23 protein-coding genes are annotated in these 23,738 nt (G+C 61.1%); 14 read left to right on the top strand and 9 right to left on the bottom strand.

The genetic code is table 11. The features are described 5' to 3' along the window. The first annotated feature begins 97 nt into the window (after positions 1 to 97). From minD to ACRESH_RS06855, 6 genes are all read left to right on the top strand, one after another. Positions 98 to 910 (top strand): septum site-determining protein MinD, encoded by an 813-nt coding sequence (gene minD / locus ACRESH_RS06880; protein ID WP_431741259.1) that lies wholly within the window; start codon positions 98 to 100, stop codon positions 908 to 910. A 3-nt stretch (positions 911 to 913) separates the two neighbouring features. Beyond that, the gene (minE, locus tag ACRESH_RS06875; RefSeq protein WP_010224188.1) at positions 914 to 1,168 is read left to right on the top strand and encodes a cell division topological specificity factor MinE; all 255 of its coding nucleotides are present in this window, start codon (positions 914 to 916) and stop codon (positions 1,166 to 1,168) included. Between the two features lie 95 nt (positions 1,169 to 1,263). After that, positions 1,264 to 1,899: an RluA family pseudouridine synthase gene (locus ACRESH_RS06870; RefSeq protein ID WP_431741258.1), complete on the top strand. Its 636-nt coding sequence runs from the start codon at positions 1,264 to 1,266 to the stop codon at positions 1,897 to 1,899. Positions 1,900 to 1,982: 83 nt separating this feature from the next. After that, entirely contained in the window at positions 1,983 to 3,272 is a 1,290-nt protein-coding gene (locus ACRESH_RS06865; protein ID WP_431741257.1) for a M18 family aminopeptidase, read from the top strand. Positions 3,273 to 3,410: 138 nt separating this feature from the next. Beyond that, entirely contained in the window at positions 3,411 to 3,575 is a 165-nt protein-coding gene (locus ACRESH_RS06860; RefSeq protein WP_431741256.1) for a hypothetical protein, read from the top strand. A 48-nt stretch (positions 3,576 to 3,623) separates the two neighbouring features. Then, positions 3,624 to 5,780, top strand: coding sequence for a mechanosensitive ion channel domain-containing protein (locus ACRESH_RS06855; RefSeq protein ID WP_431741255.1), 2,157 nt, complete (start codon positions 3,624 to 3,626; stop codon positions 5,778 to 5,780). Here ACRESH_RS06855 and phnR read toward each other — a convergent pair. Continuing rightward, positions 5,777 to 6,490 (bottom strand): phosphonate utilization transcriptional regulator PhnR, encoded by a 714-nt coding sequence (gene phnR, locus ACRESH_RS06850; RefSeq protein WP_431741254.1) that lies wholly within the window; start codon positions 6,488 to 6,490, stop codon positions 5,777 to 5,779. The two genes, ACRESH_RS06855 and phnR, sit on opposite strands and share 4 nt — an antisense overlap. 292 nt (positions 6,491 to 6,782) lie before the next feature. Between phnR and ACRESH_RS06845 the strand changes: the two genes are divergently transcribed. From ACRESH_RS06845 to ACRESH_RS06820, 6 genes are read left to right on the top strand one after another with little or no spacing between them, the layout of a single operon-like run. After that, on the top strand, positions 6,783 to 7,847 hold the full coding sequence (locus ACRESH_RS06845; RefSeq protein ID WP_431741253.1) for an ABC transporter substrate-binding protein: 1,065 nt from the start codon (positions 6,783 to 6,785) through the stop codon (positions 7,845 to 7,847). 53 nt (positions 7,848 to 7,900) lie between these two features. Then, the gene (locus ACRESH_RS06840; protein WP_431741252.1) at positions 7,901 to 8,707 is read left to right on the top strand and encodes an alkaline phosphatase family protein; all 807 of its coding nucleotides are present in this window, start codon (positions 7,901 to 7,903) and stop codon (positions 8,705 to 8,707) included. 5 nt (positions 8,708 to 8,712) lie between these two features. Further along, positions 8,713 to 9,546 carry an ABC transporter permease gene (locus ACRESH_RS06835; RefSeq protein ID WP_431741335.1) on the top strand — a complete coding sequence of 278 codons (834 nt, stop codon included), beginning with the start codon at positions 8,713 to 8,715 and terminating at the stop codon, positions 9,544 to 9,546. Continuing rightward, entirely contained in the window at positions 9,533 to 10,330 is a 798-nt protein-coding gene (locus tag ACRESH_RS06830) for an ABC transporter permease (protein ID WP_431741251.1), read from the top strand. The genes ACRESH_RS06835 and ACRESH_RS06830 overlap by 14 nt, the downstream gene beginning before the upstream one ends. A gap of 1 nt (position 10,331) precedes the next feature. Beyond that, complete coding sequence (locus ACRESH_RS06825; RefSeq protein ID WP_431741250.1) at positions 10,332 to 11,321, top strand: ABC transporter ATP-binding protein; 990 nt, start codon at positions 10,332 to 10,334, stop codon at positions 11,319 to 11,321. A gap of 25 nt (positions 11,322 to 11,346) precedes the next feature. Next, positions 11,347 to 12,000: an HAD family hydrolase gene (locus tag ACRESH_RS06820; protein WP_431741249.1), complete on the top strand. Its 654-nt coding sequence runs from the start codon at positions 11,347 to 11,349 to the stop codon at positions 11,998 to 12,000. Between the two features lie 107 nt (positions 12,001 to 12,107). Here the strand turns inward: ACRESH_RS06820 and ACRESH_RS06815 are convergent, their stop codons facing one another. Beyond that, positions 12,108 to 13,070, bottom strand: a complete 963-nt coding sequence (locus ACRESH_RS06815; RefSeq protein ID WP_431741248.1) for an NAD(P)H-quinone oxidoreductase — start codon at positions 13,068 to 13,070, stop codon at positions 12,108 to 12,110. Positions 13,071 to 13,212: 142 nt separating this feature from the next. Between ACRESH_RS06815 and ACRESH_RS06810 the strand changes: the two genes are divergently transcribed. Together ACRESH_RS06810 and ACRESH_RS06805 are read left to right on the top strand one after the other, a co-directional pair. Further along, entirely contained in the window at positions 13,213 to 15,300 is a 2,088-nt protein-coding gene (locus tag ACRESH_RS06810; protein WP_431741247.1) for a carboxy terminal-processing peptidase, read from the top strand. Between the two features lie 123 nt (positions 15,301 to 15,423). Then, positions 15,424 to 17,202, top strand: coding sequence for a bifunctional diguanylate cyclase/phosphodiesterase (locus ACRESH_RS06805; RefSeq protein ID WP_431741246.1), 1,779 nt, complete (start codon positions 15,424 to 15,426; stop codon positions 17,200 to 17,202). On the opposite strand, the gene ACRESH_RS06800 is transcribed toward ACRESH_RS06805, so the two are convergent. The 7 genes from ACRESH_RS06800 to nirB form a co-directional block, all read right to left on the bottom strand. Beyond that, a complete protein-coding gene (locus tag ACRESH_RS06800; protein ID WP_431741245.1) occupies positions 17,178 to 17,552 on the bottom strand; it encodes a hypothetical protein in 375 nt (124 codons plus the stop codon). The genes ACRESH_RS06805 and ACRESH_RS06800 overlap by 25 nt on opposite strands. After that, the gene (locus ACRESH_RS06795) at positions 17,549 to 17,887 is read right to left on the bottom strand and encodes a helix-turn-helix domain-containing protein (protein WP_431741244.1); all 339 of its coding nucleotides are present in this window, start codon (positions 17,885 to 17,887) and stop codon (positions 17,549 to 17,551) included. The genes ACRESH_RS06800 and ACRESH_RS06795 overlap by 4 nt, the downstream gene beginning before the upstream one ends. 98 nt (positions 17,888 to 17,985) lie before the next feature. Beyond that, positions 17,986 to 18,426, bottom strand: a complete 441-nt coding sequence (locus tag ACRESH_RS06790; protein WP_431741243.1) for a YkvA family protein — start codon at positions 18,424 to 18,426, stop codon at positions 17,986 to 17,988. A 282-nt stretch (positions 18,427 to 18,708) separates the two neighbouring features. After that, entirely contained in the window at positions 18,709 to 19,431 is a 723-nt protein-coding gene (locus tag ACRESH_RS06785) for an FKBP-type peptidyl-prolyl cis-trans isomerase (RefSeq protein ID WP_431741242.1), read from the bottom strand. 248 nt (positions 19,432 to 19,679) lie between these two features. Then, a complete protein-coding gene (gene pcaQ, locus ACRESH_RS06780) occupies positions 19,680 to 20,612 on the bottom strand; it encodes a pca operon transcription factor PcaQ (protein ID WP_431741241.1) in 933 nt (310 codons plus the stop codon). A 48-nt stretch (positions 20,613 to 20,660) separates the two neighbouring features. Next, positions 20,661 to 21,026 carry a nitrite reductase small subunit NirD gene (nirD, locus tag ACRESH_RS06775; protein WP_431741240.1) on the bottom strand — a complete coding sequence of 122 codons (366 nt, stop codon included), beginning with the start codon at positions 21,024 to 21,026 and terminating at the stop codon, positions 20,661 to 20,663. Beyond that, positions 21,026 to 23,584, bottom strand: coding sequence for a nitrite reductase large subunit NirB (gene nirB / locus ACRESH_RS06770; protein WP_431741239.1), 2,559 nt, complete (start codon positions 23,582 to 23,584; stop codon positions 21,026 to 21,028). Before nirB ends, nirD begins: the two co-directional genes overlap by 1 nt. Positions 23,585 to 23,738: the final 154 nt, after the last annotated feature.

The raw sequence follows: 23,738 nt of genomic DNA, 5'->3' as shown, positions 1-23,738 counted from the left end.
CGGATACTTGCCGCCATTTTCCGCGCAACTTTTTCCGATGTTGCCGTTTTTTGTATTTTTGGGACTCGACGTCCTTTTTCATTAGGGGTGAAACACCTTGGCCAAGATTCTCGTGGTTACATCCGGCAAGGGTGGTGTGGGTAAGACCACCACCAGCGCCGCTATTGGTACCGGCCTCGCACTGCGCGGTCACAAGACGGTCATCGTCGACTTCGACGTCGGCCTGCGTAACCTCGACCTGATCATGGGCTGCGAACGCCGCGTGGTGTACGACTTCGTCAACGTGGTCAACAGCGAAGCCAACCTGCAGCAAGCCCTGATCAAGGACAAGCGCCTTGAGAACCTCTACGTGCTGGCCGCCAGCCAGACCCGCGACAAGGACGCGCTGACCCAGGAAGGCGTGGAAAAGGTCCTGATGCAACTCAAGGAAGACTTCGAGTACGTGGTCTGCGACTCCCCGGCCGGCATCGAGAAAGGTGCCCACCTGGCGATGTACTTCGCCGACGAAGCCATCGTCGTGACCAACCCGGAAGTCTCCTCGGTACGTGACTCGGACCGCATGCTCGGCCTTCTGGCCAGCAAATCGCGCCGCGCCGAGCGCAACGAAGATCCGATCAAAGAACACCTGCTGATCACCCGCTACCATCCAGAGCGCGTGAGTCAGGGCGAAATGCTTGGCGTCGAAGACGTCAAGGAAATCCTCTCGGTCGCCCTGCTGGGCGTGATCCCCGAATCCCAGGCGGTGCTCAAGGCATCCAACCAGGGTGTGCCGGTGATCCTCGACGACCAGAGCGATGCGGGTCAGGCCTACAGTGACACCGTTGACCGCCTGTTGGGCAAAAATGTGGAACATCGGTTCCTTGATGTGAAGAAGAAGGGATTCTTCGAGCGCCTGTTTGGAGGCAACTAACCCATGAACCTTTTTGACTTCTTTCGTGCCAGCAAAAAAGTAAGCACCGCCTCGGTCGCGAAAGAGCGTCTACAGATCATCGTGGCGCACGAGCGCGGTCAGCGCAGTACTCCGGACTACCTGCCAGCCCTGCAGAAGGAACTGGTGGAGGTGATCCGCAAGTACGTCAACATCGGCTCCGATGATGTGCAGGTCGCTCTGGAAAACCAGGGCAGCTGCTCGATCCTGGAACTCAACATCACCCTGCCCGATCGTTGATCGGCGCCTACGGGTAACCTGCCACGGCGACGGCCAGGCCTGGGCTCTACAGCCTGGGCCCGGCCGTCGCCGTCGGCGTTTGCAGAGAACACGCAATGCCGCTGTCCAATGTTCAGATCCTCTTTGAGGATGACGCCATCCTGGTGATCAACAAGCCGACCCTGCTGTTGTCAGTGCCCGGCCGGGCCGACGACAACAAGGATTGCCTGATCACCCGCCTGCAGGAAAACGGCTATCCCGATGCTCTGATTGTCCATCGCCTGGACTGGGAAACCTCGGGGATCATCCTGCTGGCCCGCGATGCCGACAGTCACCGCGAGCTGTCCCGGCAGTTCCATGACCGTGAAACCGAGAAGGCCTACACCGCCCTGTGCTGGGGCCAACCGGAACTCGACAGCGGTAGCATCGACCTGCCCCTGCGCTACGATCCGCCAACCAAGCCGCGTCATGTGGTCGACCATGAGCAGGGTAAGCATGCCCTGACCTTCTGGCGCATCGTGGAACGCTGTGGCGATCATTGCCGGGTGGAGTTGACACCGATTACCGGGCGCTCTCACCAGTTGCGCGTGCACATGCTGTCGATTGGGCATCCGCTGCTGGGTGATCGCTTGTACGCCTATCCTGAAGCGCTGGCAGCCCATGAACGGCTTTGCCTGCATGCGAGCATGCTCAGCTTTACCCACCCGGTGTCCGGGGAGCGGTTGCGCTTTGAGTGTCCGGCACCGTTCTGATCGACCGCATTGCCGGCGATAGGGCCGACACAATTCCCCAGCCAAGTACGTTAAACTCGCGCCACTGCTGTCTGGAGTGACCTATGCGCGATGCACTGAATCAAGGCCTGATCGACTTTCTCAAAGCCTCCCCCACGCCGTTCCACGCCACCGCTGCCCTGGCCCAACGCCTGGAAGCCGCCGGTTACCAGCGCCTGGACGAGCGCGACAGCTGGGCCACTGTGGCCGGCGGTCGCTACTACCTGACCCGCAACGACTCCTCGATCATCGCCTTCAAGCTCGGTCGTCACTCGCCGCTGCTCGACGGCATCCGCCTGGTTGGCGCCCACACCGATAGCCCGTGCCTGCGGGTCAAACCGCAACCGGAGCTGCAGCGCCAGGGCTTCTGGCAGCTGGGCGTGGAAGTCTACGGTGGCGCCCTGCTCGCGCCCTGGTTCGACCGCGACCTGTCTCTGGCCGGGCGGGTGACCTTCCGCCGTGACGGCAAGGTCGAAAGCCAGCTAATCGACTTCAAGCTGCCAATCGCAGTCATCCCCAACCTGGCGATCCATCTCAATCGCAGCGCTAACGAAGGCTGGGCGATCAACCCGCAGACCGAACTGCCCCCGATCCTGGCCCAGGCCGCCGGTGACGAGCGAGTCGACTTCCGTGCCCTGCTCACCGACCAGCTGGCCCGCGAGCATGGTCTGAACGCTGACGTGGTGCTGGATTACGAGCTGAGCTTCTACGATACCCAAAGCGCCGCACTGATCGGCCTGCACGGCGAGTTCATCGCCGGTGCGCGCCTGGACAATCTGCTGTCCTGCTACGCCGGCCTGCAAGCCTTGATCAACGCCGACAGCGAAGAAACCTGCGTACTGGTGTGCAACGACCACGAAGAAGTCGGCTCCTGCTCGGCCTGCGGTGCCGATGGCCCGATGCTCGAACAGACCCTGCGCCGCCTGCTGCCGGAGGGTGACGACTTTGTCCGCGCTATCCAGCGCTCGCTGCTGGTCTCGGCTGACAACGCCCATGGCGTGCACCCCAACTATGCCGACAAGCATGACGGCAACCACGGTCCCAAGCTCAATGCCGGGCCGGTGATCAAGGTCAACAACAACCAGCGCTACGCCACCAACAGCGAGACCGCCGGTTTCTTCCGCCACCTGTGCATGGCCGAGGAAGTACCGGTGCAAAGCTTCGTGGTGCGCAGTGACATGGGCTGTGGCTCGACCATCGGTCCACTCACCGCCAGCCACCTGGGTGTGCGTACGGTGGATATCGGTCTGCCAACCTTCGCTATGCACTCGATTCGTGAGCTGTGCGGCAGCCAGGACCTGGCGCATCTGGTCAAGGTGCTGACGGCGTTCTACCGCAGTCGCGATTTGCCTTGACACCATCGCGGGGCAAGCTCCCACATCATCTGTGGGAGCTTGCCCCGCGATGAGGCCCTCTACTGACCTCAATCACACTCCCCCACAGCTATACCCGCTATGCTTGCAGCATAAACTCAAGCCCAAGGACCTTGCCGCATGTCAGCCTTCCAATCCCTGTTCCTTCCGGTCATCGCCGGCCTGATCCTGCTGACCGTGGGGTTCAACCTGCGCGACCGCAATATCGGCGTGCTGATGATGTGGGTCGGCACCCTCGGCATGATCGGCATCATGTGCTGGAAGATCCTCGAGAAACTCAACTGACAAATACACTACACTCGGGCGATTGATCGTTTTAAGGTTGATTGTCCGGTGCCTGCTTTTTTCCGCGTTTTAACGTTGTTCCTGGCGTTGTTCATTCTGGCTCCGGCCCACGCCGCAGGCCTGCCGAGTTTTCTGGGTGGTAGCAAAGCCCAACCCGAGGCCAGCGAGCCACTGGCCCAGTCCCTGGACGAAGTCATCAAGAGCCTGGAAAACGACCAGCAACGCAGCAAGCTGCTGGCCGACCTGAAGAAGCTGCGCGACAGCAGCAAACAAGCGCAACCCACTGCCGAGCAAGGGGTGCTGGGGCTGATTGGCAGCACCTTCGCTGAGCTGGAAAAACAGTTCAGTGGCGACGCCAGCCCAGCTACTCGCTGGACCCGGGAACTTGAACTGGCGCAAATCGAATTCAATGCCCGCCTGGCTCCACTCCAGGAGTGGCCGCCGATCCTCTTCGGTTTCGCCACCATAATTGCCCTCTGGAGCCTGCTGGCCTACGCCCTGAACTGGGTCAGCCATCAAGTGCGCCTGCGCTTCGGCCTCACCGAAGAATTGCCGCAACATCCACGCACCTGGGACCTGGTGCGCTTTGCCCTGCGCAAGCTCGGGCCGTGGCTGGTAGCGCTGCTCATCACCGTGTACCTGAGCTTCGTCCTGCCCTCGTCACTGGGCAAGTCGATGGCCATGGTGTTGGCCTACGCCTTGGTAGTGGGCACCTGCTTCTCGGCCATCTGCGTCATCGCCTTTTCGCTGCTCGATGGCCCGCACCGCCATCGTGCCCTGCATATCCTCCGCCACCAGGCCTTCCGCCCACTGTGGCTGATCGGCAGCTTCGCCGCTTTTGGCGAGGCGATGAATGATCCACGCATGGCCAGCGCCCTGGGCGATCACCTGGCCCATACCTTGGCGACTTTGGCCAATATCCTCGCAGCACTGTCCACTGGGTTGTTCATCCTGCGCTTTCGCCGGCCCATCGCCCACCTGATCCGCAACCAGCCGCTGTCGCGGCGCCTGACCCGTCGGGCACTGAGCGACACCATCGATATCCTCGGTACCTTCTGGTATCTGCCGGCCCTGGTGCTGGTGGCGATCTCGCTGTTTGCCACCTTCATTTCCGCTGGCGATACTAGCACCGCCCTGCGCCAGTCGCTGATGTGCACGGTGCTGGTGATCCTGTGCATGGTCATCAATGGCCTGGTGCGCCGCCATAGCCTCAAGCCACAACGCGCCAACCGCCGTCAGGCCGTGTATGGCGAACGCCTGCGCAACTTCGGCTACACCCTGGCACACATGGCTATCTGGTTGGTATTCATCGAACTGGGCCTGCGGGTCTGGGGCTTTTCCCTGATCGGCTTCGCCGAAGGTGAAGGCCATGAGGTGGCGGTGCGGTTGCTCGGCCTGGGCGGCACCCTGATCGCCGCCTGGCTGGTGTGGATTCTCGCCGACACTGCCGTGCACCATGCCCTCACCCGCTCACGCAAAGGCCTGGCCAACACCCGCGCGCAAACCATGATGCCGCTGATCCGCAACGTGCTGTTCGTGGCGATTTTCATCATTGCGCTGATCGTTGCCCTGGCCAACATGGGCATGAACGTCACCCCGCTGCTGGCCGGTGCCGGTGTGATCGGCCTGGCCATCGGCTTCGGCGCCCAGTCACTGGTCGCCGACCTGATCACCGGCTTGTTCATCATCATCGAAGACTCCCTGGCCATTGACGACTATGTCGATGTCGGCGGCCACCTGGGCACGGTCGAAGGCTTGACTATCCGCACTGTGCGCCTGCGCGATATCGACGGTATCGTCCACACCATCCCGTTCAGTGAAATCAAGAGCATCAAGAACTACTCCCGCGAGTTCGGCTACGCGATCTTCCGCGTGGCGATCCCCCACAGCATGAACATCGACCAGGCCATCAGCCTGATTCGCGATGTCGGGCAGAAGATGCGCAACGACCCGCTGATGCGCCGCAACATCTGGTCGCCGCTGGAGCTGCAAGGAGTGGAGAGCTTCGAGTCGGGCTCGGCAATCCTGCGCGCGCGCTTCAAAACCGCACCGATCAAGCAATGGGAAGTGTCGCGGGCCTTCAACCTGGCGCTCAAGCGTCAGCTCGACGAAGCCGGTCTGGACCTGGCTACCCCGCGCCTGAGCGTACAGGTGATCACCACTGATGCCAGCACGCCGTTCAGCGAAACCGGCACCCAGGCCTAACCGGCCTCGGCCTTGATGCGGATCGCATCATGACGCCAGTACTCAAGGTCACAGTCGATCAGCCTGCCCTGCTGGTCGCTGTTGACCCGGGTAATGTGCAGGCCCGGACTGCCCGCGGAAACCTTGAGTGCCATGGCCGCTGCCACCGGTAACGCAGTGGGCAGGATCTCGAAGCGCACCCGGCCATAGTGGATCGCATAGTGTCGCTCATACAGCTCGGTCAGCGACTGGCTCAAGTCGAGTTCGAGAATGCCCGGGAAATACTCAGGATTGAGGTAGTGCTCGGCATACAGCACCGCGCGACCGTCGATCCGGCGTAGGCGACAAATCTGGATCACACTCGAGAGCGGCGACAGCTGCAGCCGTGCGCACACCGCCGCAGCCGCTGGCTGCAAGCGTGCCGACAGCAGCTCAGTGCGGGCCTCGCGGCCCTGGTCGCGGACCATGGCATGGAAATGACTGCGCTCGATCAGGTCGTAGGTCAGCCGTTCGGGCGCAACAAACCAGCCGCGCCGCTCCTCCCGGTAAATCAGCCCACGCGCCTCCAACTGCACCAGCGCCTCACGCAGGGTAATGCGCGTGGTGTCGAACACCTCGCTGAGCTTGCGTTCGGCCGGCAGCTTGCAGCCGGGCGAGAGAAGGCCATGCTCAATCTGCTCCTGCAGGGCATGACAGATAGCTGTTACTGCTCGCGGTGGCAGTGGCTGCATCGAAGGTTACCTATCTGGACTAGTCCAGCACCGGAAGCGCGCACAATTGGCGCCTTCAGGGCTATGAGAATAGTGTAAGCCTAGGCAACCCAGATGAATCTCAGATGACAGCCAAGGTGGACTACGCTTGATTTTCAGAGGCGCAGGCCCTGACCGAGTGCGGTTCCGGACATCAAATTGTCATGCAACAGGCCTACCTTGGCTCGGGTATTGCTGACCTAGACCAACCGAATCGCAACAACGTCCAACACCACTATTCGCGTTTTGCAAGGCACCCACCAAGGAGCTTCGGATGAAACAGCTTTTTCTGGCATCACTGCTAGGCTCGACCATTGCCCTGTGCACTTCAGCCATGGCCGCCGACACCGACCTCAAGGCCCTGGAGGACGCCGCCCGCAAGGAAGGCGCCGTCAATAGCGTGGGCATGCCCGACGCCTGGGCCAACTGGAAAGGCACCTGGGAGGACCTGGCGAAAAAATATGGCCTCAAGCACATGGACACCGACATGAGCTCGGCCCAGGAAGTAGCCAAGTTCGATGCCGAAAAAGACAACGCCAGCGCCGACATCGGTGACGTCGGTGCCGCCTTCGGCCCGATTGCGCTGGCCAAAGGTGTGACCCAGCCGTACAAACCCAGCACCTGGGAGCAGATTCCGACGTGGGCCAAGGATAAAGACGGTCACTGGGCCCTGGCCTATACCGGCACCATCGCCTTCATCATCAACAAGCAATTGGTGAAGGCAGAAGACATGCCGAAAACCTGGCATGACCTGGAAAAGGGCAAGTACAAGGTCGCCATCGGTGACGTCGGTACCGCAGCTCAAGCCGCCAATGGCGTACTGGCTGCCGCCATTGCCTACAAGGGTAACGAAAAGAACATCGAACCAGGCCTGCAGCTGTTCACCAAACTGGCCCAGCAAAAGCGCCTGTCGCTGGCCAACCCGACCATCCAGACCCTGGAAAAAGGTGAAGTGGAAGTCGGCGTGGTTTGGGACTTCAACGGCCTGAGCTATCGCCAGCAGATCGACCCGAATCGTTTCGAAGTGCTGATCCCGTCTGACGGCTCGGTGATCTCCGGCTACACCACGATCATCAACAAGTACGCCAAGAACCCTAACGCCGCCAAGCTGACCCGCGAATACATCTTCAGCGATGCCGGGCAGATCAATCTGGCTAAAGGTCACGCCCGCCCGATCCGCGCCGAGCACCTGACCCTGCCGGCTGAGGTACAGGCCAAACTGCTACCCAATGAGCAGTACCAGGCGGTGCAGCCAATCAAGGATGCCACCGCCTGGGAAGCGACCTCCAAGAAGCTGCCACAGATGTGGCAAGAGCAAGTGATCATCGAGATGGAGTGATCCTGATCGCGGGGCTTGCCCCGCGATGAGGCCCCGCGTATTTCGGAGAAATCATGAAAAACAACGTCATCCTGGTCCTGCTCGATGGTCTCAACCATCAGGTCGCGCACCACGCCATGGGTCACCTGCACGCCTATGTCGAGGCCGACCGCGCGGCCTTGTATCGCCTTGAATGCGAGCTTCCTGCGCTGTCGCGCCCCCTGTACGAATGCATCCTCACCGGCGTGCCACCGATCGACAGCGGCATCGTGCACAACAACGTCACCCGCCTGTCCAACCAGCGCAGCATCTTCCACTACGCCCGCGAAGCCGGTCTGGGCACTGCGGCAGCGGCCTATCACTGGATCAGCGAACTGTACAACCGCTCGCCCTTCGACCCGCTGCGCGACCGCCACACCCATGCGCCCAAGCTGCCGATCCAGCACGGCTTGTTCTACTACGCCGACCACTACCCGGATTCGCACCTGTTCGCCGATGCCGAGTACCTGCGCCGTCGCCATGCACCGAACTTCCTCCTGGTGCATCCGATGAACATCGACGACGCTGGCCACCGCCATGGCCTGGACAGCAGCCAGTACCGCAACAGCGCGCGCAGCGCCGACATCCTCCTGGCCGACTACCTGCACACCTGGTTGCAAGAAGGCTACCAGGTGCTGGTCACCGCCGACCATGGCATGAACAACGACCGCTCGCACAACGGCCTGCTGGCCGAGGAGCGCGAGGTTCCGCTGTTCGTGTTTGGCGATGCCTTCAGCCTCGACCCTGCCGCCAAACCGCTGCAAACCGAATTGTGCGGCACGATCTGCGAGCTGCTCGGCGTACCCCACGACAAGCCGGTGTGCCGGGAGCTGCTCAAGTGAATTCGATCAAACGCAGCAAATGGCTGGCGTCGTTGTGCCTGCTGCCTTTTGCGCTGTTCTTCGTCATTTTCCAGATCGCCCCGCTGGCCTGGGTGGCGATCCACAGCCTGCAGGCTGAAAGTGGTTGGGGGTTGGCCAACTTCAGCAAAGTGTTCGAATCCAGGTTCTACCGCCAGGCCATCCAGCACAGCCTGGAGATCAGTTTCTGGTCGAGTCTGTTCGGTATCCTCATCGCCATCCTCGGCAGCTATTCGCTGCGCAAGGTCGACTCGCGCCTGCGCGACTTCGTCAACGCCTTCGCCAATATGACCAGCAACTTCGCCGGGGTGCCGCTGGCCTTCGCGTTCATCATCCTGCTCGGTTTCAACGGGGCGCTGACGATGCTGCTGAAACAGGCCGGGATCATTGAAGACTTCAACCTCTATTCGAAGACCGGCCTGATCATTCTCTATACCTACTTCCAGATTCCCCTGGGCGTGCTGCTGCTCTACCCGGCTTTCGACGCCCTGCGCGAAGACTGGCGTGAATCAGCAGAGCTGCTTGGCGCCAACGCCTGGCACTACTGGCGGTACATCGGCCTACCGGTGCTGACGCCGGCCCTGCTCGGCACCTTCGTGATCTTGCTGGCCAATGCCCTGGGCGCCTACGCCACGGTCTATGCCTTGACCACCGGCAACTTCAACGTCCTGCCGATCCGCATTGCCGCGCTGGTGGCCGGGGATATTTCCCTGGACCCGAACCTGGCCAGCGCCCTGGCAATGATCCTGGTGGGGCTGATGACCCTGGTCACCGTCATCCATCAATGGCTGCTGAAGAGGAGCTACCATGTCGCGCGCTGAACCGGGCACGACCCGCCTCTACCATCGCCTGATGGTCTACTTGCTGTTCATCATTCTGTTGCTGCCGCTGGCCGGCACCCTCCTCTATTCATTAGCCACGAGTTGGTCGGCGAGCCTGTTGCCCAGCGGACTGACCTTCAAGTGGTACCTGGCGCTGTGGAGCGATCCACGCTTCCTGGCCGCCTTCGCTCAGTCCCTGCTGGTCTGCATCGGTGCGCTGCTGCTGTCGGTGCTGCTGATCCTGCCATTGCTGTTCGTGGTCCACTACCACTTCCCCCGGCTCGATGCGCTGATGAATATCCTCATCCTGCTGCCCTTTGCGGTGCCGCCAGTGGTGTCTTCTGTGGGCCTGCTGCAACTGTACGGTTCAGGGCCGATGGCCATGGTCGGTACGCCGTGGATCCTGATCGGCTGCTACTTCACCGTGGCCCTGCCGTTCATGTACCGGGCGATCACCAATAACCTGCAAGCGATCAACCTGCGCGACCTGATGGACGCAGCCCAGCTACTCGGTGCCAGCACGTTCCAGGCCGCGTTCCTGGTGGTATTGCCGAACCTGCGCAAGGGCCTGCTGGTGGCCTTGCTGCTGTCGTTCTCGTTTCTTTTCGGCGAATTCGTCTTCGCCAACCTTTTGGTCGGCACCCGCTATGAGACCCTGCAGGTGTACCTGAACAACATGCGCAACAGCAGTGGCCACTTCAACAGTGCCCTGGTGATTTCCTATTTCCTCTTCGTGCTGGTGCTGACCTGGGCAGCCAACCGCCTGAACAAGGACAAGTCCTGATATGAGCTTTGTCAGCGTACAGAATCTGCAAAAAAGCTTTGGCGCCAGCCCGGTATTCAACGACATCAACTGCCAGATCCAGCGTGGTGAGTTCGTCACCCTGCTCGGCCCCTCTGGCTGCGGCAAGTCCACCCTGCTGCGCTGTATTGCCGGGCTGACCGCGGTCGACAGCGGCAAGATTCTCCTCGACGGCAGCGACCTGGTGCCCTTGAGCCCGCAAAAACGCGGGATCGGCATGGTATTCCAGAGCTACGCGCTGTTTCCCAACATGACCGTGGAGCAGAACGTCGCCTTTGGCCTGCGCATGCAAAAGGTCAACGCCGATGACAGCCGCAGCCGGGTGCGCGAGGTCCTGCAACTGGTGGAGCTGCAGGGCTTCGCCAGCCGCTATCCGCATCAGTTGTCCGGTGGCCAATGCCAGCGTGTGGCCCTGGCCCGCTCGCTGGTCACCCGCCCGCGCCTGCTGCTGCTCGATGAGCCGTTGTCAGCGCTGGATGCGCGGATTCGCAAGCACCTGCGCGAACAGATCCGCCAGATCCAGCGGGAGCTAGGCCTGACCACCATCTTCGTCACCCATGACCAGGAAGAGGCGTTGACCCTGTCAGATCGCATTTTCCTGATGAACCAGGGCCGCATCGTCCAGAGCGGTGATGCCGAAACCCTCTACACCGCGCCCGTGGATGCGTTCGCCGCTGGTTTTATCGGTAACTACAATCTGCTCGACGCGCAGAGCGCCAGTCGCCTGCTGCAGCGTCCGGTAAGCAGCCGCCTGGCGATCCGCCCGGAAGCCATCGCCCTGAGCCTGAACGGTGAGCTGGAAGGCCAGGTGCGCAGTCACAGCCTGCTCGGCAACGTGATCCGCTACCGCGTCGAAGCCCGCGGGGTAGAATTACTCGTCGATGTGCTCAATCGCTCGTCCGCCGATCTGCACGCGGACGGCCAGCGGGTATCCTTGTCGATCGATCCCACCGCCCTCTGCGAAGTCGCCTGAGGGTTGCACAGGAGTTTTTCTGAATATGGCACTAGCGATTTTCGATCTGGATGAAACCCTGATCCACGGCGACTGCGCCTCGCTGTGGAGCGAGCAGATGGCCCGCCTTGGCTGGGTCGATGGCGAACCCTTCCTGCGGCGCGACAAGGAACTGATGGACGCCTACGGCAGGGGGCACCTGGCCATGGAGGACTATATGGCCTTCAGTCTGGAGCCGTTGATCGGGCGAACACCGGAAGAAGTCGATCATCTCGTCGGTCCGTGGGTGGAAGACTTTATCGAGCCGATCATTTTCAGCGATGCGACCAAGGCCATCGCTGCCCATCGTAAGGCCGGTGACCGGATTCTAGTGATATCCGCCTCCGGAACGCACCTGGTCCGGCCGATTGCCGAGCGCTTGGGTATCGATGAGATTCTAGGCATCGAGATGGAGCTGGTGAATGGTGTTTACACTGGCAAGACCGTCGGCACCCTGACCTATCGCGAAGGCAAGATCACCTGCTTGCTGGAATGGCTGGATCAAGAGGAGGAAAACCTCGAAGGTGCGAGTTTCTATTCAGACTCGCGTAACGACCTGCCGTTGTTGCTGAAGGTGGATCACCCGCATGTGGTCAATCCGGATCCGGTGTTGCGTGAACACGCTGAGAAGGCTGGCTGGCCTATTCATACCTGGAGCTGATGCCCCAGCGTGGGAGCAGATTCATCTGCGAAGGGTCGCATCGCGGCCCCAAGGATGGGACTGCTATGCAGTCCTTCGCGGATAAATCCGCTCCCACTGACGTGTGTTTAAACCAGGCTTTCGTCGATCACCAGCACCAGCTTGCCCGACACCTGATTGCTCGCAAGCTCGGCAAACGCTGCTTCGGCGTCCTTGATCGGGAACACCTTGGCCAATTGCGGCTTGAGCCGCCCTTCGCCGAACAACGGCCACACCTGTTGCCCAAGGTCGCTGAGCAGATCGGCCTTGAACTGATCATCCCGTGTGCGCAGGGTCGAACCCATCACCTGAACGCGTTTGAGCAACAGCTGAGCCAGGTCCAGTTCGGCCTTGCGCCCGCCCATCAGGCCGATGATCAGCCAACGTCCGTCACGGTCCAGCAACTTGAGGTTGAGCTCGGCATAGTTGGCCCCGACTGGATCGAGGATGACATCGAACGGCCCGAAATTGCTCAGGCTGTTCAGCTCAACACCGCGCACCACACCGCCGCTGGCCCCCAGCGCTTGGCAGTAGGCCAGGCGCTCGGGCGAACCGACACTGACCCAGCATGGACTGCCAAAAGCCTTGCACAGCTGGATCGCTGCCGAGCCGACACCACTGGCGCCAGCATGCAACAAGACTTTCTCGCCCGGCTTGAGCCCGGCCAACTGGAACAGATTGAGCCAGGCCGTCGCATAGACCTCGGGAATCGCCGCGGCCTCCTGCAGGCTCAGCCCCTCCGGTACCGGCAGCACATGGCGAGCATCGACCACCACTTCCTCAGCCATGCCGCCGCCGGCCAGCAATGCGCAGACCCGGTCACCGACCTGCCAGGAGGCACCGGCGCCCACTTCGCTGATCACCCCGGAACACTCCAGGCCAAGAAACTCGCTGGCGCCTGGCGGTGGCGGATAGAGCCCGGCACGCTGCAGCAGGTCGGCACGATTGAGGCCGGCGGCAGCCACGCGAATTCGTACTTGACCGATATCACAAGCTGGACTTGTCGTCGCAACCCACTCCACATGTCCGTCAACGCCTTGCAATGCCTTCACAGTGCCTCCATAGTTGAGTCATGACTGAGCCCGGGTGTGCTGTAGCCCCGGGCTTTTTGCATTATGCGTCCGGTTCTTATGGAACCGGCGAATTCAAAGACGGCCTAATATGCGTGATCAATTGTCCCTACGTCGAATCAGCATGAAGCATTTTTTGCCCAGCACCACCCTCGCACTGTTGATCGGACTGGGCAGCCTGCCATTGGCGGGCACTGCATGGGCCGCCAACAGCTGGGATAAACTCCAGCCTGATCGCGACGAAGTCGTTGCCAGCCTTAACGTGGTCGAGCTGCTCAAACGCCACCACTACAGCAAGCCGCCGCTCAACGATGCGCGCTCAGTGATCATCTACGACAGCTACATCAAGCTGCTCGATCCGGCCCGCAGCTATTTCCTGGCCAGCGACATCGCCGAGTTCGACAAGTGGAAGACCCAGTTCGATGATTTCCTCAAAAGCGGCAATCTCGACCCCGGCTTCACTATCTACAAACGCTATCTGGACCGGGTCAAATCGCGTCTGGACTTTGCCCTGGCCGAGTTGAACAAAGGCGTCGAGAACTTCGATTTCAGCGCCAAAGAAACCCTGCTGGTCGACCGCAAAGATGCGCCGTGGATCAAGACCCAGGCCGAACTCGACGACCTCTGGCGCAAACGGGTCAAAGATGAAGTACTGCGCCTGAAAATCGCCGGCAAAGAGTCCAAGGTGATCCAGGAGCTGCTGACCAAACGCTACAAGAACCAGCTCTCGCGACTGGACCAGACCCGCGCCGAAGACATCTTCCAGACCTACATCAACACCTTTGCCCAGTCCTACGACCCGCATACCAACTACCTGTCGCCGGACAACGCGGAAAACTTCGATATCAACATGAGCCTGTCGCTCGAAGGTATCGGCGCCGTGCTGCAAAGCGACAACGATCAAGTCAAGATCGTGCGCCTGGTTCCGGCCGGCCCTGCCGCCAAGACCAAGCAAGTGGCCCCGGCCGACAAGATCATCGGCGTAGCCCAAGGCGACAAGGAAATGGTCGACGTGATCGGCTGGCGCCTGGATGAAGTGGTCAAGCTGATCCGCGGGCCGAAGGGCTCGGTGGTACGTCTGGAAGTGATTCCGGCGAGCAACGCGCCGAACGACCAGACCAGCAAGATCGTGCCGATCACTCGCGAGGCGGTGAAACTCGAAGAGCAGGCGGCGAAGAAGTCGGTGCTCAAGCTCAAGCAGGATGGCCGCGACTACAAGCTCGGCATCATCGAGATTCCAGCCTTCTACCTGGACTTCAAGGCCTTCCGTGCCGGCGATCCGGAGTACAAGAGCACCACCCGTGACGTGAAAAAACTGCTCACCGAACTGCAGAAAGAAAAAGTCGACGGCGTGGTCATCGACCTGCGCAACAACGGCGGCGGTTCCCTGCAGGAAGCTACGGAGCTGACCAGCCTGTTCATCGACAAGGGCCCGACCGTACTGGTACGTAACAGCGACGGTCGTGTCGACGTACTCGAGGACGAAAACAGCGGCGCCTTCTACAAAGGTCCGCTGGCCTTGCTGGTCAACCGCCTGTCGGCCTCGGCCTCGGAGATTTTCGCCGGTGCCATGCAGGACTACCACCGCGCCCTGATCCTCGGCGGCCAGACCTTCGGCAAGGGCACCGTGCAGACCATTCAGCCGCTCAACCATGGCGAACTGAAGCTGACCCTGGCCAAGTTCTACCGGGTTTCCGGGCAGAGCACCCAGCATCAGGGCGTGCTGCCGGACATCGACTACCCGTCGATCATCGACACCAAGGAAATTGGCGAAAGCGCCCTGCCCGAGGCCATGCCATGGGACACCATCCGCCCGGCGATCAAGCCTGCGGTCGATCCGTTCAAGCCGTTCCTGGCCCAGCTCAAGGCCCGTCACGACAACCGCACCGCCAAGGATCCGGAGTTCGTCTACATCCGCGACCGCCTGGCGCTGACCCAGAAACTGATGAACGAGAAGACTGTCAGCCTCAACGAAGTCGAACGCCGTGCCCAGCATGCCGATATCGAAAGCAAGCAGCTGGCCCTGGAAAACACCCGACGCAAGGCCAAGGGCGAAGAACCGCTCAAGGAACTGAAGAAGGAAGACGAAGACGCGCTGCCTGTCGAGCCAGACGATACCAAACCGGAAGACGACGCCTACCTGTCGGAGTCCGGGCGCATCCTGCTCGACTACCTTGGGCTGAATTCGGCGGTAGCGAAAAATAACCCGTAAAAGAGTGATGGCAAAATAATGTGACTGTGCCTCTATTGCGTCATTAAACAGTCACGATTCTGTCGTGAAATAAGGGACTGAGCGCCGCTGGCCTCAGTCCCTTTTTTTCAAGGTAGTGCCGCCATGACCGTGACCGAACAGCTCAGCGCGTTGAGTACCATTCTTGCTCAAAGCGGCTTGCACAGCCTGTTCCAGCCCATTGTCTGCCTGTCTGAGCGGCGCATCCTTGGTTACGAGGCCTTGAGCCGTGGCCCGTCCAACAGCCCGCTGCACTCGCCGATCAACCTGTTCGCCGTGGCCCGCCAGGCCGGGCGCCTGACCGAACTGGAAGTGGCCTGCCGGGAAAGCGCCTGCAGGCGCTTCAGCCAACAGCAACTGGATGGCAAGCTGTTTCTCAACGTGTCTCCGGAATCCTTGCTTGAGCCCCAGTATCAATCCGGGCGCACCCTGAAAATGCTCCATGACCTGGGATTATCGCCGAGCCGGGTGGTGATCGAGCTGACCGAACAGACCCCCACCGACGATTTCCAGCTGCTGTTCAATGCCCTGCACCACTACCGCGACATGGGCTTTTCCATTGCCCTGGACGATCTGGGTGCCGGTTACTCGAGCCTGCGCTTGTGGTCGGAACTGCGCCCGGACTACGTCAAGATCGACCGCCATTTCATCGACGGCATTCACCTGGATGCGGTCAAGCGTGAGTTTGTCGGTTCTATCCTGCAGATCGCCCGGGCCTCACGTGCCCAGGTGATAGCCGAGGGCATCGAGCTGGCCGAAGAGCTCAAGGTGCTGACCGAGATGGGCGTCGACCTGGTCCAGGGCTATCTGCTCGGCCGCCCTCAGGAGCAGCCGGCACGGGATATCCAGCACATGCTTGGCAGCCCCAACCGCGATGTCCAGGTACTCAGCGAGGATGGCGGCAACCTGGCCGCTCTGCTCAACGAACAGCCCACGGTGACCCAGGACACACCGACGGCGCAGGTGCTGGAACTGTTCCGCCGCCAGGCCAACCTCAATTCCCTGGCGGTGCTCAACGAACGCCGTCAACCCTGCGGTATCGTCCACCGTCATTCGCTGTCCGATGCCTTGCTCAAGCCCTTTGCCACCGACCTGTTTGCACGCAAGCCGATCAGCCGGCTAATGAGCGATGACTTCCTGGCCGTGGAACTGACCCAGTCCTTGCAACAAGTCAGCCGCCTGCTCACCAGCCGCGCGCGCCAGCGTATCGAAGAAGACTTCATCATTATCCACAACGGCCGTTACCTGGGTCTGGGCCGGGTGATCGACGTGCTCAAGCTGATTACCGAGCAGAAGATCCAGCAGGCACGTTACGCCAATCCACTGACCCTGCTGCCCGGCAATGTACCGATCCAGCAGTGCCTGACCCGCCTGCTGCAACAGCAGCGCAAGGCGGCAATCTGTTATGTGGATATCGACAGTTTCAAACCCTTCAATGACATCTACGGCTACGCCCGCGGCGACGAGGTGCTGCTGTGCCTGGCCCAGTGCTTGAACGAACGGGTAGACCCCAACCACGACTTCGTCGGCCACATCGGCGGCGATGATTTTATGTTGGTGCTTGGCTCCGCTGACTGGGAGCGCAGGTTGCAATTATTGCTGGAAGACTTTCAGCGTCAATGCCGGCGCTTCTACCGCCCCGAGCATTTGCAGGCCGGGTGCTTCATTGCCCCCAACCGTCAAGGGCAGCGCCAGGAGTTCGCCCTGTTGTCGTTATCGATCGGCGTGGTGCAACTGCGCCCAGAAGCCTGCGCCGACCTCGATGCCGGGCAACTGGCAGAGCTGGCGTCACAGGCCAAGCATCAGGCAAAAGACCTGTCCGGTTCCAGCCTGTACCTGATCGATACCGCGCCAACTGTTCAGGCTTCTGCTTTTTCCGGGTAGCTGTACTCGAACACCCTCACCACTTCCGAGGCATGCCAGGAGGCGGCGGCCATACCGTCCGACGGCCCGGCAAAACGTCCCAGGCGCTCCACGCACTCGAAAAAGCCGGTGCGCGGCAAACGGCTGGCGCCCTGGCTGATCACCAACGAGCTGCGCAGCGGCTGTTCGGCCTGGGCATCCAGTGCTGCCAGATGTTCCAGGGCAGCGGTCAGGGTCTGCATGGCAGGGCTTGGCAACTGCAGGCGTTCGAGCAAGGCGCGGTAGGTCAGCAGGTGGCGTTGGCGACGGGCCACGTCAAGTTCGCCAAGCAGGCCTTCCCAGTGCTGGCGGCTGATCCGGACACTACTCACGACGGCTCACTCCATCCGGCCACACCCAGTTCCCAGGCCAGGCTGCGACGAATCGCGGCATCCGGCCGACGCTCGCCGCTCTCGATCAGGGCCAGATACACCGGACTGATCCCGACGCTGCGTGCCAGTTGTTCCGGTGCCAGTCCCTTGCCCTCACGCAAACGCGCCAACTCGCTGAAACTCGGCAAGCTGGCGCGTTCTTGAGGGGTGGCTTGTGCATTCTCGACGACGGGCGGTGCAAGCTGGCCAGCGGCCTTCAGTAGTGTCTGGTACTGTTCCCAGGGTACAACCGCATACTCGGGTTGACCGTCCCGGCTGATGACCTGAATACCCATTACAACCCCCTTGTAGGATTACGAGATGTAATTTGTAGGCATAATCCTTATGCCAATTATATTACCAGCCAGCAAGGGTGTGCAGGGACCTGATGTAATTAGCCTTTTGGCTGCTCCAGGCGTAGCGCTTCGGGAGTTTCGGGCAGGCGTTCGACCACCCGCAGTTTTTCCGGAGCCAGGCGATTGCGCCAGGCACTGAAGGCAGCCAGTTCATCGGACACGGCCTTGAGTACCCAGGCAAGTACGGCAATGTCATCCAGTAAGCCAACACCTAGCAACCAGTCGGGAATGGCGTCCAGTGGGCTGACGAAGTAGAGCAATCCGGCCACCACCGTCACCAGCGCCTTGGCGCTGATCGACCGGTACTCGCCACGCCACCAAGCCAGGCACAGGGCCTGCATCAAACGCACGTCTTCGCGTAGCTTGCCAAGCCGTGGCCCTTTGCGCGCCACGGCAAAGATCAGCGCCGGCAGACGACCGCGGCTGAGCAAGCGCTCGGCCAAGGGCAGAAAACGGGCGAAAGTCCAAGGTGCTTTCATACGGCCTCCAGAGACCAGCCAGGGAAAGGTTATCCACAATTATTGTGGATAACCTTGTGAACAGAGCCAGTTTTAGGGCTCAAGGCGCCCGCCTGGCAAGGGCCAGGCTTAAATCGGGCGTTTTTTACACACCTGTTTCAATGGCGCAAACGTTTTGCCCATCCTGCACCTTTTCTGCGTCAGGCGCAGCTTTTCAGACCTTCCTTGGCCTGTAGGGTTCGAGCCGATTGCAGAAACGCCAACGCCCCGTCGAGACGGGGCGTTGGCTGTACCGCGTGCGAATTACTCGGCTGCGGTGTCGGCTTCAGGCTTGGCCTGATCCTTGATACCCAGCAGTTCCAGTTCGAAAACCAGGACCGAGTTGGCCGGGATCATCGGGCTCGGGCTCTGGGCACCGTAAGCCAGGTCGGACGGGATGTACAGTTTGTACTTCTCGCCAACGTGCATCAGTTGCAGGCCTTCTACCCAACCTGGGATCACGCCGCTGACCGGCAGGTCGATCGGGCTGCCACGCTCAACCGAGCTGTCGAAGACCTTGCCATCGATCAGCTTGCCTTCGTAGTGAACGGTGACCACGTCAGTTGGCTTTGGCTGAGCGCCGTCGGCCTTCTTGACCACTTCGTACTGCAGGCCGGAAGCGGTGGTGACGACACCGGCTTTCTTGGCGTTTTCTTCAAGGAACTTCTTGCCGGCGGCAGCCGACTCTTCGCTCATCTTGACCAGACGCTCTTCAGCGCGCTTTTGCAGGGCAGCAAAGGCTTCGACCAGTTCTTCATCCTTGATCTTCTGTTCTTTCTTGCCGACAGCATCTTCGATGCCTTGAGCAACAGCTTTTGAATCAAGGTCGTCCATGCCTTCCTGAGCCAGGCTCTTGCCCATGTTCAGGCCAATACCGTAGGAGGCTTTCTGTGCCGGAGTCTTGAGCTCGACGCTGGTCTGCGAATCGCAACCCGCCAGGACCAGACCAACCAGGGCAACCGCAGCCGCCAACCGATGCTGTTTCATGCTATTTCCTTGTTCATGCGCCAATAGGGCAATCGAGTAAAGCCGCGAGCTTATCAGGCGGCCACGACCAATGGCTACCGGCATGAGAGCAAGAAAAGCCGGATTAGTTCAGCCAAGTAAAACCTTCTTCATCCAAAGCTGCAGCCAGTGGCCAGTGGCCAGTGGCCAGTGGCCAGTATTGACGGGACAACCCACTTGGGCAAATTCGCCGCGCAGTTTTTGTAGCTGTTTGTAAGATTGCGCCGATTTCACGGATAACTGCCATCGCGGTACTGCCCAGCCACTTCTCGCAGCACCTCGCATAGCCAACGTGCCGGCAAGTTCATCGGCAAGGCGGCATTGCTACAGATACCGACCGAGCCGCCCGGCTCCTGCACCCCCAGGTCCAGCTCACACAACTCGCCGCGCCGCAGGTCGATACGCACTGCATCACGCGGTGCTACCCAGACAGCGTCGCTGCTTTGCACATAGCGTCGGCTCAGGGCTGGCGAAAGGGTTTCCAGGCGCTGCGCCGGTGGCTCGATGGCGCACTGCACGAACAGGCTGTCAGCATGCTTACGGATAGTCGTGCCGGCCAGCGGCAGCACCAGGGGATAACGGCCAACCTCGCTACGCTCGACGGGCTGGCGGGCGAGCAATGGATGCCCAGGACGCACTACCAGCGACATCGATTCGCTGTACAGGTGCTCGAACAACAGGCCCTGGATCTGCGGGCTGTCAGTCATGCGCCCGATCACCAGATCCAGCTCGCCCACATGCAATTGCGCCAAAAGGTGTGCACTGGGCCCAGTGGCAACACTGACCACCAAGGCGTCATGACGTTGATGCAGGCGGCAAAGCACCTCCGGCATCAGCAGGCTTTCGACCGTGGACAGCACGCCGATCCGCACCTGTGGCGGGGCATGCTCTTCACCGCGCAAGGTACTTACCCCCTCACGCAGAGCCTGTACGCAGGGCCCGGCATAACCCATGAAACGCACCCCGGCGGCGGTCAACTCGACGCCCTGCTTACTGCGCTCGAACAGGCGGGTCTGCAGCAGATCTTCAAGCTCCTTGAGGGTCTTGGAGATGGCAGGCTGACTGATCGCCACGGCATCGGCGGCCTTGGCGAAACTGCCCTGACGGGCAATTTCGAGAAAGCACAGCAGGTGACGGAATTTGATTCGGGTGTCGAGGTTCATGCCCCGGAGTTTATAGGAGCAACAGCTGGGGTGGGAGCGATAAGGCCCTCATCCCAGACCTAGCTCTACCTGCTCACCCCTGATCCGCACAGGCCACACCTGCAGGGCTTGCTGTGAGTCCTCCAGACAACGCCCATCACTCAAGCTGAAATGCTGTTTGTACAACGGCGCCGCTACCACCAATTCACCCTTCAGATGGCCGATAAGTCCGCGACCAATCACATTAGCCCCGGACTTGGGATCCTGATTGTCCACAGCAAACACCGGCGTGTCCTGCTCCGGCAGATAGAACAGCGCCACCTGCCGGCCCTCGAACCAGACCACCACCCCCGAGTGCGCGACCAGGTCCTGGCGGCTGCAGACCGCTTGCCAGGCTTGTGTTTGCAGGTTTACAGCGGCATTGGGCAGGCTCATCACAGCACCTCTTCAGTGGTCGGAATCAAATGAAGTTCAGCCACAGCGATCGGCCGACGCTGGCCACGCTCGCGAACAAAATGCACGCCTGGGTCGGGGCGCTGGTCGTTGACGAAGGTGCGAAAGCGCTTGAGCTTCCCGGGATCCTTGAGGGCATTGGCCCATTCGCATTCATAACGGTCGACCACCAGTTGCATCTGCGACTCGAGCTCGGCGCCCAGGCCCAGGCTGTCCTCAATAATCACCTGCTTGAGGTAGTCCAGCCCGCCCTCCAGGCTCTCGCGCCAGACCGAGGTGCGCTGCAGCTTGTCAGCGGTGCGGATGTAGAACATCAGCACCCGGTCGATGAGGCGGATCAGCCCGGCATCATCAAGATCGGTGGCAAACAGCTCGGCATGGCGTGGACGCATGCCGCCATTGCCGCAGATGTACAGGTTCCAGCCCTTCTCGGTGGCGATCACGCCGATGTCCTTGCTCTGCGCCTCGGCGCATTCGCGGGTGCAACCGGACACTGCGAACTTGAGCTTGTGCGGCGAACGCAGCCCCTTGTAACGGTCCTCCAGGGTCAAGGCCATCTGCACGCTGTCTTGCACGCCGTAACGACACCAGGTGCTACCGACGCAGGACTTCACCGTACGCGTGGACTTGCCATAGGCATGTCCGGTTTCGAAGCCGGCCTCGATCAGCTCGCTCCAGATCGCTGGCAACTCGTGCAACTGAGCGCCGAACAGGTCGATGCGCTGGCCACCGGTAATCTTGGTGTAGAGGTCGTATTTCTTCGCCACCTGACCGATGACGATCAGCTTTTCCGGGGTGATCTCGCCAGCTGGAATCCTCGGCACCACCGAGTAGGTACCGTTCTTCTGCATGTTGGCCATGAAGGTGTCGTTGGTGTCCTGCAACGGCACCAGCGAAGGGTCCATGATCGGCTGGTTCCAGCACGATGCGAGGATCGAGCCGACCGTGGGTTTGCAGATATCGCAACCGACGTGGCCGCGGCCATGCTTGGCGAGCATCTCGTCGAAGCTGAGGATACCTTCGACCCGCACCAGGGCGTAGAGCTCCTGGCGGGTATAGGCAAAGTGTTCGCACAGGCTCTTGTCGACGCTGACGCCACGGGCAATCAGTTCGTGCTCGAAGACCTGCTTGAGCAGCGCCGCGCAACCGCCACAACCGGTGCACGCCTTGGTCTGCTGCTTGAGCGCGCCCAACTCGCCACAACCGTTGTCGATGGCGCTGCAGATCGCGCCCTTGCTGACGTTATGGCAAGAGCAGATGGTGGCACTGTCCGGCAAGGCGTCGGCCCCCAGGGTAGGTGCACCGGACGTTTGCGGCAGGATCAATGCCGCCGGATCGGCCGGCAGGGCAATGCCGTTCTGCACGTATTGCAGCAGGGTGTCGTAGTAGCTGTTGTCGCCCACCAGCACCGCACCCAGCACGCGTTTGCCACTGGCATCGACCACCAGGCGCCGGTACGCCGAGTTGGCTTCGTCAATAAAGCGGTAGCTGCGTGCCCCTGGGGTTACGCCGTGAGCATCGCCGATGGAACCGACATCAACGCCGAGCAGCTTGAGTTTGGTCGACATATCGGCGCCGGTAAAACTGCCAGCATCCTCACCAGCCAGCGCCGCCGCGACATTGCGGGCCATGCTGTAGCCCGGTGCGACCAGACCGAAGACGCTGGCGTTCCACGATGCGCATTCGCCAATGGCATAAATGTGTGGATCGCTGCTGCGACAGTCGCTGTCGATCACCACGCCGCCGCGGGCGGCAACGTCCAGACCGCTGCTGCGACCCAAGGCATCCTGCGGGCGAATCCCGGCGGAAAACACAATCAGGTCAGTCTCGAGAAACTCGCCGCCATCGAAGTTCATCCGGTAGCGGTAGTCTTCGCCGGCCACCACCGCCTGGGTCGCCCGCGACACATGCACGCCCACCCCGAGCGCCTCGATCTGCGCCCGCAAGGCAGCGCCGCCTTCGGCATCCAGTTGTACCGGCATCAATCGTGGGGCGAATTCCACGACATGGGCTTCCAGGCCCAGTGACTTGAGGGCATTGGCAGCCTCAAGCCCCAGCAAGCCACCACCGACCACCACGCCGCGCCGTGCGTTGGCGGCTGCCGCGCGGATGGCATCGAGGTCATCGAGCGTGCGGTAAACCAGACGCGAAGCCCCCTCGCAGCCCTCGACCGGCGGCACGAAAGGATAGGAGCCGGTGGCCAGGATCAGTTGGTCATAGCAGTAGCGCCCCGCCGAAGTCAGTACTTCACGACGTTCGCGATCAATCTCCAGCACCGCTTCGCCGAGGTGCAGATTCACGCCGTTCTCGGCATACAGACCGGCGTCGCCCAGCGCCAGCGTCTCAGCGTCGCTGCCACTGAAATACTCGGACAGGTGGACACGGTCGTAGGCACGCTGGCGCTCCTCACCGAACACCCGCAGCTCGTAACGGCTCAGGGCACCCCGTTCGATCAGTTGCTCAACGCAGTGATGCCCGACCATGCCGTTGCCGACGATGATCAGTCTTTCCCGCTGGGCGATGGTCGTTGCTGCATTCATACCCGATCCTCACTCAAGGCCATTCACGGTGGCTGTGCTGCTGGGGCGAGCCCCGAAAAACAAAAAAAGGCGCCTGGAGCCGAAGCTCCAGGCGCCTTTGCCTGGTCGTTTTATGTAGTTCCGGGTGCGGATCGCCATTGACCCGCGGGAACCT

Origin of the sequence: Pseudomonas sp., assembly GCF_050739775.1 — a bacterium.
Taxonomy (GTDB): Bacteria; Pseudomonadota; Gammaproteobacteria; order Pseudomonadales; family Pseudomonadaceae; genus Aquipseudomonas.
The sequence above is the reverse complement of the archived record's forward strand: the minus strand, read 5'-3'. Positions and strand labels throughout refer to the sequence as shown.

Excerpts from the sequence above, each read along its gene's own strand:
- minE (WP_010224188.1), top strand. The coding sequence starts at position 914 with ATGAACCTTTTTGACTTCTTTCGTGCCAGCAAAAAAGTAAGCACCGCC.
- ACRESH_RS06870 (WP_431741258.1), top strand. The coding sequence starts at position 1,264 with ATGCCGCTGTCCAATGTTCAGATCCTCTTTGAGGATGACGCCATCCTG.
- ACRESH_RS06865 (WP_431741257.1), top strand. The coding sequence starts at position 1,983 with ATGCGCGATGCACTGAATCAAGGCCTGATCGACTTTCTCAAAGCCTCC.
- ACRESH_RS06860 (WP_431741256.1), top strand. The coding sequence starts at position 3,411 with ATGTCAGCCTTCCAATCCCTGTTCCTTCCGGTCATCGCCGGCCTGATC.
- phnR (WP_431741254.1), bottom strand. The coding sequence starts at position 6,490 with ATGCAGCCACTGCCACCGCGAGCAGTAACAGCTATCTGTCATGCCCTG.
- ACRESH_RS06845 (WP_431741253.1), top strand. The coding sequence starts at position 6,783 with ATGAAACAGCTTTTTCTGGCATCACTGCTAGGCTCGACCATTGCCCTG.
- ACRESH_RS06840 (WP_431741252.1), top strand. The coding sequence starts at position 7,901 with ATGAAAAACAACGTCATCCTGGTCCTGCTCGATGGTCTCAACCATCAG.
- ACRESH_RS06830 (WP_431741251.1), top strand. The coding sequence starts at position 9,533 with ATGTCGCGCGCTGAACCGGGCACGACCCGCCTCTACCATCGCCTGATG.
- ACRESH_RS06825 (WP_431741250.1), top strand. The coding sequence starts at position 10,332 with ATGAGCTTTGTCAGCGTACAGAATCTGCAAAAAAGCTTTGGCGCCAGC.
- ACRESH_RS06820 (WP_431741249.1), top strand. The coding sequence starts at position 11,347 with ATGGCACTAGCGATTTTCGATCTGGATGAAACCCTGATCCACGGCGAC.
- ACRESH_RS06810 (WP_431741247.1), top strand. The coding sequence starts at position 13,213 with ATGAAGCATTTTTTGCCCAGCACCACCCTCGCACTGTTGATCGGACTG.
- ACRESH_RS06805 (WP_431741246.1), top strand. The coding sequence starts at position 15,424 with ATGACCGTGACCGAACAGCTCAGCGCGTTGAGTACCATTCTTGCTCAA.
- ACRESH_RS06795 (WP_431741244.1), bottom strand. The coding sequence starts at position 17,887 with ATGGGTATTCAGGTCATCAGCCGGGACGGTCAACCCGAGTATGCGGTT.
- ACRESH_RS06790 (WP_431741243.1), bottom strand. The coding sequence starts at position 18,426 with ATGAAAGCACCTTGGACTTTCGCCCGTTTTCTGCCCTTGGCCGAGCGC.
- ACRESH_RS06785 (WP_431741242.1), bottom strand. The coding sequence starts at position 19,431 with ATGAAACAGCATCGGTTGGCGGCTGCGGTTGCCCTGGTTGGTCTGGTC.
- pcaQ (WP_431741241.1), bottom strand. The coding sequence starts at position 20,612 with ATGAACCTCGACACCCGAATCAAATTCCGTCACCTGCTGTGCTTTCTC.
- nirD (WP_431741240.1), bottom strand. The coding sequence starts at position 21,026 with ATGAGCCTGCCCAATGCCGCTGTAAACCTGCAAACACAAGCCTGGCAA.
- nirB (WP_431741239.1), bottom strand. The coding sequence starts at position 23,584 with ATGAATGCAGCAACGACCATCGCCCAGCGGGAAAGACTGATCATCGTC.